Raw genomic sequence first — 11,849 nt, 5'->3', positions numbered from 1 at the left:
TTATATATCTTATTGCATTAATAATCGCTCTAATATCGTGTTTTCTTGGCCTTCCTATTGCCCCTTGTGCAACGTATGGCTCTAGTATTTCCCATTCTTTGTCACTTATGTCACTTGGATACATTTTTTTACCTCTTAATTCTACATTTGCTTTAGTATATTTATCTTTTCATTTCTTTTCAAGACATCTTCTAAGACCAAGGGCTCATTTACCAGCATAAATGCCTTGTATAAGTTGGTATATTGTGCTATAAAGAAGGCAGAGGAAAAATGGACGATGCCTGTGCATGATTGGGATATCTCAGCTTGACATTTTCTTTCCTGGAAGATTGAAATTTGAGTTGAGCTAAAAATGTGGTTTGACACAGTTTATTTAACACTCCCTTTTTTAGGAAGTTTTGATCTAAAATAAGATAATTTTTTTAGAAGAATTTATTAATTACTAGCTTTATTTCTTAACATCTAAAGTAATTTTTACCACTTTCCTTTTTTCTTATGCTACTTTCCCTTAACTTGACGCGTATGGTTTATTTAACACTCCCCAAGAATATCTACCTTAAGCTCTCTATGTTCCTTAACTTGACGCATATGGTTTATTTAACACTCCCAGAAAAACTTAGAAATGGAATTACTACATTACTTTGAACTTTTGCCATCCTTGATAGCCGGAATCAGCATCTATCTTTTGGCAGCTTGACGCGATTTAACACTCCCCCTTACACTTTTTACCATACATCTGTTGATGACTCACGCGCTCCATTACTGAACTGCAAAAAAGGCTACCATCTTCATCATCACTATTATATGCGCTATCGTTTGAAGATTCGGAAAATTTTCTCTTTTTTGGTGGAGAACTATTAAAAACATTAGGCGTTATAGTATAAAATTGATCATTGAACTTTCTTTGTTCATGACAAGTATTTTTGTCCAATGCTTCTATTTGATCTTTCAAGCATTTTACTTCTTCTTTGTCACTCTGGGATTCACATTCCATCCTACAAATCGTCTGTGCCGTACCTTCAATTATTTCTTTTAATTCCTTAAGCTTTCTATTCAACTCTTCATTCTTACGTACTAGTTCAAAAACATCGAACTCATCGGATGTTAAATTTAAAGGTACTGTTTCCCATTCCAATCCATCAACTTCACTTTCTTCTTGTAGCCCAAGCCCATCTATTTCATCTTCCGCTTCTTCTTTGAACTGTTCTTTTTTTCTTTTAACGAATTCTAGCTCATTTTCTAACTCTTGCATTTGAAATTCTAAACTTTTTATACGTTTCTCCCTCTTCTGCATTAGGATACATCCTTCCTCTGCATCTTCTTCGAAAAATCTCACATCTTTTTTCAATTCCTCATTTTCTGTGCTAACAATCTTTAAAATTTCCCTTAGATTTTTTATTACTTCAGACATACTTTCATATTCTTGTTTATTTTCTTCTTGCAAACTCGATAACTCTTCATTTTTTTGTGCTAGCTTAGCTTGCAATCTTGCTTTTTCTTGATCCCTCTGTTCCTTTATACTTTGTAACTTATTATTACTTTCACATAATGCTTCATTGTCTCCCTTAACTATCATAAGTTGCTTCTCTCCTCTTTTCATTGCTTCTTTAATATTTCTGAGATTTTCCTCTAGCCCTTCTTTTTTCTCATGCATACTTTGAAGTCTTTTTTCCATCTCCTTCAACATGCTTGTTAACTCTTCTTTTGTTTGGTTCAGTTCAGCTTGTAATTTTACATTTTCTTGCTCCTTTTCTTCAAGCTTATTTCTTAAAGAAAGAATAATCCCGTATTCCAATCTTTCATTTAATTCCATCAATTCAGCATTTTCTCCCATCAACATGCAATTATCTGATATTAACCCACCTATTTGTTGTGAACTAACTTCTGTCTGAGTTTCAATATGCTGCAAATCTATCTCCTTCTCCTTTTGGGTTGCTATCGATTGCAAATCAACTTCCGTCTGAGTCGATGCATCACTGCTAGTAACAAAAAGAGCAGGAGCACCATTACTAAGATCCAGATTGTTCACTTCTTTCCCATGTCCAATACCTTGATTGTCACTTACAGATTTGTCACATTGTAGATCACTATTAGCAATTGGCACAATATTTAGATGCAGCTTTACTGCTTTCTAAAAATCTCATTACAGCACCATGTAATGGAAGTTCCTGAATATACAATTCATCGTTTTGTTTTATCAACTCTAGAATCTTCTCCGATGGCACAAAATTTTCACCATTAAATTGTAGTATTTCAGTTATGCCATTATTACTTATATTCATAATCATAGTACACATTGCAGTGCTTCCTGATTTATCCTGTACATACCAAGTGCTTGTCATTTCATAACGTACACCCTCTTTAAATTTATAATGTCTTTCCTTACCTTTCCGGTAAGCATGTATTTCATGCTTTTTATTGCAATAGATGTTTAGCTCATTAGTATCTTTCTCTTGCTGTAAAATATCACTAATTCCTATTGGCTCACTTCTATTGTAATTAATAAGATTGATGTTTAAAACTCTATAAGTATTCTCAACTTCCGTGTAATAAGCTTGAAGTTTCACGTTTTTCTTTCCAAAATACTTACTTGCAACCTTTTCCGCTTGATTTGCTAGTTTTATATACTTATCTATACATTCCCTAAAATTTTTGCTGAAAGATTTGCCTGCACACGCTTGTTTAAAACCTTTATAATTCATTGATCTTCTTAACAGATCAAAAAACTCCCACTCATCTTGATAATCTTCCTCTAAAGAAACAAAGACACCTTCCTTCTTCAACTTGCCCAATACTTCTTTCCACGTCAAAAGATCCGTCAACATAATGTACCTACCTTCTATCCTATACAGCTCTGCTTTTAGGAAAGGTTAGACTGCCAAACCTCACCCATGTTAATTGTAACCATGCTAAGAATAATCGTGAGCGTTAGGCTTGAATCTCCGCTTTTTATTATACACTGTTAACTACATGTTTACATATAACATCATTGTAGCATTATATTTTAAAATTAAACAAATATTTTTTACTAGGCATATGGCTCCAGATATATGGTCCCAAAGTGTGATAGTGCGGATTAAGTATCAGGAACACTGGGAGTAGACCTCTTTCAAAATTCATATCAACAACTTGAAATTGTAAATTCCAGCAATCAAATTAAATCTTAATTCAAAATGTTTGCATCTATTTCGATATTTATCTGCAATAATTTTAAATCTTTTTAACAAACCTATCACGTACCACTCCTTTGCTCGCAAGCTCTTATCTCCTTCACAGATTTTATATCTAAGAGAGTGTCTTCCTTCTCCATCTCATGCTTAAGCTTAAAACATTAGATGCTTTTTACAAGATACAAGGTCTAATCTCTAACATGTTTTGCAAGATCTACTTTCCATTATCAACTTTCATTCCCACAATATTATATCCTGAATCAACGTGCAAAATTTCTCCAGTAGTACCGCTACTTAAGTCACTTAATAAATATAGTGCTGCCTTTCCAACATCTTCAATAGTAGTGTTACATCTCAGTGGAGAATTATCCCTATTCCATTCTGAAATAAAGTGAAAGTCATTTATTCCTGAAGATGCTAAGGTTCTGATAGGACCAGCAGAAATGGCATTTACTCTGATATTTTGTGGCCCTAAATCACACGCTAAATATTTGACACTTGCTTCAAGTGCCGCTTTGCACAAGCCCATTACGTTATAGTTTTGCATCACTTTTTCAGCTCCATAGTAAGATAAAGTAAGTAAGCTGCCACCATCTTGCATCATCTTTTCAGCCCTCTGTGCTAGAGCAGTGAAAGAATAACATGATATATGCATTGCATTGAGGAAATTACTTAATGAGGTATTAATATATTTGCCCTTTAATTCATCTTTATCGGAGAACGCGATTGCATGTACTAAAAAGTCAAGATTTTTCCATTTTGCTTGTATGCTATTAAAAGTAGCATCTATTGTTTCTTCATTTACAACATCACATCTCAATACTAACTCTCTATCAAGTTGCAATTCATCTGCAATAGGCAACAATTTTTTTCTAATGTCTTCATTTTGATAAGTAATTGCAATTTCTGCCCCGTGCTCTGAAAGTACCTTTGCTATGCCATACGCTATTGATCTTTTGTTTATTATCCCAGCTATTAACCCTTTTTTGCCTTGTAAAAAATTCGTTATCATAGATAAAATACCATTTCTATAAAACTGTCTTCACAGTTAAAGTGAACTTTAGTATTATAGTGCTCTAACAACAATAATGCGAGATAAGTATTAATATTTTTTGTATCCAAATCAATATTGTCCTTACTAGTAAATTTATCCACTAAATATCTGCTCAAAGTTTTATGTTCATTAGAAATTTTTATGGTTAATAGTGTTCCACCCTCTGCTTCATTCAGAAGAATGGATATTTGTTCAACATCTACCATTGCACTAGATATCGTCAATACCATGCTGGAAATTATTTTATTTATCTTTTCAATTAAGCGTGTTGTAGCACGAAAGCTACTTGTTTTCCATGTAAATTTTATTTTTTTTTTAGTAAATAATTGTGAATATTCGATTCAGTCTGACCAAAGTTAAGGTTATCGTCTGAAATAGAATATGCTTGCTTCATAACTTTATATTGTGCAAGTAGATTATTAAAACTTTCTTTAATTAATGACAATGCTTCTTGTTGATCACCGTCTTCAAATTCTTCCAAGCCAAACATAATTCCATTCATAGAATTAGCAATATCATGCAGTAGACGCCCTGAGAGCAACTCCATTATTAACAATGTGTTTTTAGTATTTTCTTTCATTAAATAACTATAAATGAGGATATATCATTGAGTTAATTTATAATGGTAAGCATATGATAATCAATTGCAAGAAAGTTTCATTGCACTTTTTGTACTCAGGCATTAATATAGTGTTAATAATCGTAAAACAACTATGAGTACTTATTCTAAATCAGGGGTTAATCTTAAGTTATATAATAAATTGATAAAAAAAGTTAAACCCATTGCTGAAGGAACCACTAAAAAAGAAGTAATAAGTGAAATAGGTTCATTTTCAGCATTATTTGACTTTTCTGCATTAAGTAAAAAATATGATAATCCTGTGCTAGTCTCTTCAACTGACGGAGTAGGTACAAAGTTATTGATAGCCCAAGAAACAAATAAACATGATACTATAGGTATAGACTTGGTTGCAATGTGTGTGAATGATTTGCTTGCACAAGGTGCTACACCTTTATTTTTTCTGGATTATTTTGCAACTGGTACATTGAGTGAGAGCACTTTACTGTCCGTTATGCAGGGTATTGCAGAAGGATGTAAGCAGGCCAAGATAGCGTTGGTTGGAGGAGAAACTGCAGAAATGCCTGGAATGTATAATAACAATCACTATGATCTAGCAGGTTTTGTAGTAGGTGTAGTTGATAAAAGTCAAATTCTTCCAAACTGCAGTGCTATGGAAAAGGGAGACTACATAATTGGGTTAAAATCAAATGGAATTCACTCAAACGGATTTTCTTTAGTGCGTCACATCTTTAAAAACTTAGGTATAAACTATAATGATTTATCTCCATGGAACAACAAATCTTGGGGTGAAGTGTTACTTGAGCCAACAAAAATATATGTTGAGTCTTTATTATCTATAACGTCACTAGTAAAAGGTATTGCACACATAACAGGTGGTGGATTGGTAGAAAATATTTCGCGCATTCTTCCTGCAGGTCTTTCTGCAGACATAGAGATTGATTCTTGGAAATGGCCGGATATATTTCTGTGGTTGCAGAATGAGGGTAATATAGTAGAAAGTGAAATGTTAAGCACCTTTAATTGCGGAATTGGTATGGCTTTAATTATATCTCCTAAAAACTTACAAGACATAAAAGATTATTTCAAAAAGCAAGGCGAGGAGATTGAGGTCATTGGTAAGCTTCACTAACTACTGGAACTTGCATTTAAAAAAAAGCATTCCTTAACGAACCTACTTCTGACAACAATTTTGTCATTAAAACTTGTCTATACTCCTTAAATACATCCAAATATTCCGCGATGCTCGCTTGCACTTCTCCTCTCACCATAAATCGGTTTCGAAAGAGGTCCACTAATGTAATGAGATTTCTAATAGATAACAATCGTTATCTATTCTTGTTTGGTATAATGCTTCGGCCTGTGTTCTTTTATCAAGGGGATATGCTATTGAAAATTAAGTATTGCTTGTTTATGTAATTCTTGTTATCATTACTTACTTAGTATAAGTATGAGGCAAAAATGCAAACAAATGATAAAAAAGAAATAGAACTTCTTGATGAAAATGGAAAGGCAAAGCATTTAAGTTCCACAGAAAGAAAGGCAGCCATAGATGCAGCTATTGATGAGTGTGACCCAAAATTGGTGCAACTTTTATTAGGGGCAAAGTATTGCATGCTCTGGCAGTATTGGCTTGTTCGGGCAATTTTCAACTTTGACATGCTCTTTTTATCTAAAATGACTAAATGTGAGCTTTCCCTTGATATTGCTAATAAACAGCTGGAATACCTTAGTGATAAGAAACATGTTAACATCAAAGAATTAAGTAATATTCAAGAAAATTATAAAAGGGAATACTACAAAAAAGTGGAGGGGTTTTATGGAAAAGATAGATTATTACAAATAAAACGTGATACAGGTGGAAGAATACAATTAGAAAGTACTGCTAGAAAGTCACTGGTAGAATCTACGGTAGTAGCACAATTAGCAGGTACTAGTCTGCAGTGTTACCGTGATGATAACGAAGGTTGTGATGTTTCTAACAGCATTGAAGCAGCTGTTAATGCTGATTTTTCTCAAGAATGTAAATCAATAATAGATGAAACAATTAATGAATTTAAGCAAATAACTAAAAATGCCGGTGATGTATGTGGTTTACAAAATGCTCTACGCGATAAAGTAGTAAAGTTAGAAAGTATGGGAAAATCTCTTTCCTCAAAAATTGATAAAGTTAAGGAAGGGATTATAAAAAAGATGCAAGATAACAAATTTTTAGATAAAGATTTTGTTAAATCTGAGTATAATAAGTTACTTGACTATTATTTTAGCTCTCGTGCATATGCCCGCAACAAAAATAACTTGCTATACAAGTATACAAAATCAAATGAAAGTATAAATGAAGCTAAAAAGTCCTTGCGAGAGTCATCTCTAAATTATGGTTTCGGTGAATGTATAGATTATGCTGCACAAAAGTTTAAAAATGTAAAGGACAAAGAGAAGAAGGAAAAATATTTAGATATAATAAGAGTGCTAGCTGTAAATGGAGCACATTCAGAATCGTTAATCAACATTTTTGATAATAAAGAGTTGAAGAAAATAGCCTCACAATCAATTTTTACAACTGCAAGAAGCGCGTACCAGGTATTGTTTGATTTTGATAACAGTGTTGAATCCAAGTTGATGTCTAATATTGTTGGTGAAGATGGGAAATTTGCTGATTCTCGGAGTCAGAATGTACGTATCTTAGAATCTAGTGGTTCCCCAATTGTAAAAACTGTACTGGGTAATTTAAAGAAGGTAGAAAAGGAATTACAAGAAAAAAGAGAAAGTGGAAAGGCTAATCGTAGAGTTGGTATTTTCAGGGATATACGGTATTATCTATCAGATTTCTTAAATGAAAAGGTTTTAGCAAGCAAACTTGATCCACAGTCTAAGGAACAACACATAAAAACGTATACTGTGTTATACGAAACATTGGAAATAAGTTACTTAGCCATGGCAACGGGTGATGATAGAGTACTAGTTGATTATGGCAAGGAGTTAAAAAGTAAGATAAAGAAGGAGTCTAACAAAGATATAGTAGAAGTGTATAGCGTGCTATACTCGTTATTTAAGGAGTATAAGGTAGCAAGAGGAAAAGAAAATCCGACTAGCGACATTACAAGATGGCAAAGATTCTGGTATCATTTTACAGATATATTTCACAAGTATGATGAAGATGTACGTGAGGATAAAACAATAAAAGCTTTACGTGTTGCTATGTATGCTGCAGAGATCGTATCAGAAGAATATGAAGAACAGCGAAGACAGCGTTTTACCAAGGAATTTCGTAATATAGATGTAAAATTTTTACCAAGTAATTGCCTAATCAACTGGTTAGGAGCAACTTATGAAGGAATACAAAAAAGTGAACAGGAACAGACTGCACAAAAAGATAAAAAAATAGAACAAGCAAGCCAAAGGGCTGAGCAGGCAGATCAAAGGGTACACAGGTTGGAGATAGAAAAAACAGCAATGAAATCATTTAGATATGCATTAAAAAAATCAAAATTTGATGATGAGCTATGCGATAAAGTTGAAGATGATCAAGATAAAATAGTGGAAGCAGTGGCAAAGCACGTAATGGAGCACAACTCATCACCGGAGCAAATGCTTAATGAAGTGATGAGGGAGATAGGGAGAAATAAGGAAAAAATATTAAGTGCGGAAAATGCAACCGAAGCAATCAATGCTGCAATTGAGTCTGCAATTATGAGCTTTAATAGTCAAGGTACCTCGGTGAGCAATGTAAATATAAGTCAAGGTGCTGCCATAGGGAGAAATTAAGTTATGCAACAGGAAAATATTATTGATTTTTTATCAAGCCATAGAAGGTATCAAGTGCTGTGGTGGGGGTTTGGCCCTACTATACTTGAGTACTTATGTAAACAAAAAAGTTTTAATGCTAAAGAGCTATTAGAAAAACATAAAAATAATATTGCGTTGGCAAAAGAGAGTTTAGAGTTACTTGCAGCACTTGGTGAAATCAAAGCTTACTGGTGGTGGCCATGGAGCGCTAAAGTTAGGGAAGTTGTTTTAAGTGAAAGTCAAAAGGAAAGAGCAGAAAAATATTCAAGCTACTTTTTCTTACATCGGATGGCATTGGTGATATTTACCTCAGTGCTCACTCATCGTATTGTGTTTTTTCAACAAAGTGGAGGTTATATGAATAGAAATCAACAATTTAATAATTCTGAAGAATCGTCAGCAGTACAAATAGGACAACAGCTACCAGAAGCTTCAGGTAGTTTAACAGCTCAAGATCAATTAAGTATTCAACACCTAAATTTTCTTGGGTCCGCAATGGTTTGTAATGTAGAGTTGGAATGGGCATTGCATTTAATGGGATTTTCTTCACAGACTTTAAGTGACTTGGATGAAAGCCTAGCTCAGGTTAGAAGTGCAGGTTATAGTGAAGAAGCAATGAAACAATATGCCGCATCTTTTAAAGGAATAGTTACAGATAAGTATAGAGAATTGGCACGAAAGGTTCACTCAGATAAGCAAAACACGCAAAACTCATCAGATGAAAAATTTAAGGACCTAACCAATATTAATGAGGTCATGCACGGGTTGTATGAAGCGTCAAAAGAGATAAAAAATAGTTTTAGGTACGGAATGTTTGCTAAAATAGCATTTAACTTTTTGCACCAAAATATAGATAAATGTACAAGTTATATAAATAAAGACGTAGTAGCAGAATTGAGAAATATAACAATTTGGCGGCAATCTGATTTACTTTACTGTCGCAATGAGTTTTTAAAAAATGCACAAGAACTTTTTGCAGAGCATAAAACTAACCTGCCAAAGATGAAACAAAATTTTGAGAAATTAATCGATAATTACACTGATCGTTATCAGAAACTCTGGCTTGATAATTTGAGAGATCTAAAACACAGGTGTGGTAAAGATAAAAATTTAAACATTATCAAAGATGAAGTGAAAGAGCTGTTAAAAGAAGGTTCAAGACAACTCATAGTGTTGATTCAACATTCAAAAGGGGCCCATGATGCTATGTTGCTAATAGATAAATCTAAATTTAAGAAAAAGGAGAAACAAGAGATAATAGCAGCGTTGAAAGGATCAGAACAAATAACTCCCGATAAGTGCTTTATCTTACCAATGATGGTATATAGAGATGTTATGAAGCAGTTATTCAGAAGCTATTGTGCAGAAGGTATGTTTTTACATGATATAGCGTATTTTACAGATGTATTTGAAAAAAATGCTGCAATACCGGAAAGTAGGGAGTTTCACATTAGGCAATATATAGATGGATGCTCGTCTGCTAAGTTGCAAGAATGGATGAAATTACTCAAAGAAGGAGAAAATCTACATAAATTTACAGATGGTGATCATCCGATCAGAGAATTTGTGGATAATGTTGTGTATGAGACAAAGAGTATGATGTTTAGACCGAGAAAAGCAACAAGAGAAGAAAGGAAGCGAGTAATATTAATACAGATTTTGGATAGATATATTGTGTGCTTGAAGGAAGAATTTACAAAAGAGAAAACGTGGTTTAAAAGGATGGAAGAAGAAATACAACAAATACAAGAAGGTATACGAGAAAAAGATAAAAAAATAGAACAAGCAAGCCAAAGGGCTGAGCAGGCAGATCAAAGGGTACACAGGTTGGAGATAGAAAAAACAGCAATGAAATCATTTAGATATGCATTAAAAAAATCAAAATTTGATGATGAGTTATGTGACATAGTTGAAGATAGTGAAGATGCAATTGTGGAAGCAGTGACGAAGCATGTAATGGAACACAACTCATCACCGGAACAAATGCTTAATGAAGTGATGAGGGAGATAGGGAAAAATAAGGAAAAAATATTAAGTGAGGAAGATAGCAGTAACGCGATAAATGAAGTAATAGAAGATACCATAAGACGCTTTATTGCTGGTCAAGTAGTAGGAGAAATGGTAAAAAAGGTTGATGGGCAAGAAACACTTAGACAAAGAGCCATTGATTTAATGTATGCAGAAGCTGAGTTTTTTAAGATACCTATAGAAGCGATAATGGAGAATCAAGGTGTGAGGGAAAATTTAGAGCAGCTGTACATTTATCTAGTTTTAAACATGGATTATCAAGAAAAGTATAGAGACATGTGTGGTGAGTATAAGAAGCTAGGAGAAGAATTAAAGGGTATTGATTCTATTGGCGAAAAAGAATTCGATAAATTATCAAAATTAACTGATCAGTTTGGGAATTTGAACAAGAATTTTACTGAGTGTGAGTACAATGCAAAAAAATTTGCAGATCAGTGCAGCGATACAAATATTAATGAATTAATATCTAGTGTCATTGGAGAAATAGAAAAAGCAAATACATGCACAGAACAAGAAAGACAAGTACTTTTGAAAGAAAAGAGTATAGTTGAGGAAATGGTGCAGGAAATACAACAATCAAATCCAAATTCATCAATGAGTGACGTAAATGTACCAGGTACAAGCCAGAGATTATATTAAAATTAAGAAGATGTCTTGAAAAGAAAAGAAGAAGAGAGTACACTGAAGTAAGTAAAAACAGAGAGGGAACAATGTATCCAAGTGACATAGTAGGGTCGAGAGCTGGCGCGCCTACTTTAGGGTTTGGTGGCTGATCCATTCTTTTCATACTGAGCCTCAATCCAAATTTCCATATTCACGTTTCCAGCTCCCGCCTCATCAAACGCAGCATGCGATTTTTCCGCACTACGCTTTCCTAGTAGCTTCTTTACCAAAGTTTATAACATATTGTACTGGTGACACTTTCGGAATGTGGTATCTTACTCTATAGTCCGCATGTAGACCTAGTGTTTCATATATAGCTAACCAAGATAAGGTTTACCTGATTTTTGAAAAATAAAATCAATAGCAGCGTTAAGAAGATGTCTTGAAAAGAAATGAAAAGATAAATATACTAAAGCAAATGTAGAATTAAGAGGTAAAAAAATGTATCCAAGTGACATAAGTGACAAAGAATGGGAAATACTAGAGCCATACGTTGCACAAGGGGCAATAGGAAGGCCAAGAAAACACGATATTAGAGCGATTATTAATGCAATAAGATATATAATGA

Annotated in this window: 9 protein-coding genes and 2 pseudogenes; 4 read left to right on the top strand and 7 right to left on the bottom strand. The window is 33.6% G+C overall.

Translation table 11 applies throughout. From position 1 onward, the window contains the following. Nucleotides 1-190: 190 nt before the first annotated feature. Nucleotides 191-350, top strand: a pseudogene (locus IC220_RS04505) (IS256 family transposase); the annotation flags it as partial. A gap of 353 nt (nt 351-703) precedes the next feature. Here IC220_RS04505 and IC220_RS04500 read toward each other — a convergent pair. The 6 genes and pseudogenes from IC220_RS04500 to IC220_RS04475 form a co-directional block, all read right to left on the bottom strand. Beyond that, nucleotides 704-2,104, bottom strand: coding sequence for a coiled-coil domain-containing protein (locus IC220_RS04500; RefSeq protein WP_188153358.1), 1,401 nt, complete (start codon nt 2,102-2,104; stop codon nt 704-706). After that, on the bottom strand, nt 2,091-2,825 hold the full coding sequence (locus tag IC220_RS04495) for a hypothetical protein (RefSeq protein WP_188153357.1): 735 nt from the start codon (nt 2,823-2,825) through the stop codon (nt 2,091-2,093). The genes IC220_RS04500 and IC220_RS04495 overlap by 14 nt, the downstream gene beginning before the upstream one ends. Before the next feature lie 291 nt (nt 2,826-3,116). Continuing rightward, nucleotides 3,117-3,233 (bottom strand): annotated as a pseudogene (locus IC220_RS04490) (IS5/IS1182 family transposase); the annotation flags it as partial. Nucleotides 3,234-3,384: 151 nt separating this feature from the next. Beyond that, entirely contained in the window at nt 3,385-4,182 is a 798-nt protein-coding gene (locus IC220_RS04485; RefSeq protein WP_188153356.1) for an enoyl-ACP reductase FabI, read from the bottom strand. After that, nucleotides 4,179-4,532, bottom strand: a complete 354-nt coding sequence (locus IC220_RS04480; RefSeq protein ID WP_369408758.1) for a hypothetical protein — start codon at nt 4,530-4,532, stop codon at nt 4,179-4,181. Before IC220_RS04480 ends, IC220_RS04485 begins: the two co-directional genes overlap by 4 nt. Further along, the gene (locus IC220_RS04475; RefSeq protein WP_188153354.1) at nt 4,529-4,804 is read right to left on the bottom strand and encodes a hypothetical protein; all 276 of its coding nucleotides are present in this window, start codon (nt 4,802-4,804) and stop codon (nt 4,529-4,531) included. The genes IC220_RS04480 and IC220_RS04475 overlap by 4 nt, the downstream gene beginning before the upstream one ends. A gap of 133 nt (nt 4,805-4,937) precedes the next feature. Between IC220_RS04475 and purM the strand changes: the two genes are divergently transcribed. Continuing rightward, on the top strand, nt 4,938-5,936 hold the full coding sequence (gene purM, locus IC220_RS04470) for a phosphoribosylformylglycinamidine cyclo-ligase (protein ID WP_188153353.1): 999 nt from the start codon (nt 4,938-4,940) through the stop codon (nt 5,934-5,936). Between the two features lie 16 nt (nt 5,937-5,952). On the opposite strand, the gene IC220_RS08015 is transcribed toward purM, so the two are convergent. Continuing rightward, entirely contained in the window at nt 5,953-6,075 is a 123-nt protein-coding gene (locus IC220_RS08015) for a hypothetical protein (protein WP_255424134.1), read from the bottom strand. A gap of 190 nt (nt 6,076-6,265) precedes the next feature. Between IC220_RS08015 and IC220_RS04465 the strand changes: the two genes are divergently transcribed. Next, complete coding sequence (locus IC220_RS04465) at nt 6,266-8,569, top strand: hypothetical protein (protein WP_188153352.1); 2,304 nt, start codon at nt 6,266-6,268, stop codon at nt 8,567-8,569. Between the two features lie 3 nt (nt 8,570-8,572). Next, a complete protein-coding gene (locus IC220_RS04460; RefSeq protein ID WP_188153351.1) occupies nt 8,573-11,257 on the top strand; it encodes a hypothetical protein in 2,685 nt (894 codons plus the stop codon). Nucleotides 11,258-11,849 lie beyond the last annotated feature (592 nt).

The organism is Wolbachia endosymbiont of Pentalonia nigronervosa (assembly GCF_014534705.1).
Lineage (GTDB): Bacteria > Pseudomonadota > Alphaproteobacteria > Rickettsiales > Anaplasmataceae > Wolbachia.
The sequence above is the reverse complement of the archived record's forward strand: the minus strand, read 5'-3'. Positions and strand labels throughout refer to the sequence as shown.

Bases quoted from the DNA above. Each gene is read 5' to 3' on its own strand.
- IC220_RS08015 (WP_255424134.1), bottom strand. From the start codon at position 6,075: ATGGTGAGAGGAGAAGTGCAAGCGAGCATCGCGGAATATTTGGATGTA.
- IC220_RS04485 (WP_188153356.1), bottom strand. From the start codon at position 4,182: ATGATAACGAATTTTTTACAAGGCAAAAAAGGGTTAATAGCTGGGATA.
- purM (WP_188153353.1), top strand. From the start codon at position 4,938: ATGAGTACTTATTCTAAATCAGGGGTTAATCTTAAGTTATATAATAAA.
- IC220_RS04495 (WP_188153357.1), bottom strand. From the start codon at position 2,825: ATGTTGACGGATCTTTTGACGTGGAAAGAAGTATTGGGCAAGTTGAAG.
- IC220_RS04460 (WP_188153351.1), top strand. From the start codon at position 8,573: ATGCAACAGGAAAATATTATTGATTTTTTATCAAGCCATAGAAGGTAT.
- IC220_RS04465 (WP_188153352.1), top strand. From the start codon at position 6,266: ATGCAAACAAATGATAAAAAAGAAATAGAACTTCTTGATGAAAATGGA.
- IC220_RS04475 (WP_188153354.1), bottom strand. From the start codon at position 4,804: ATGAAAGAAAATACTAAAAACACATTGTTAATAATGGAGTTGCTCTCA.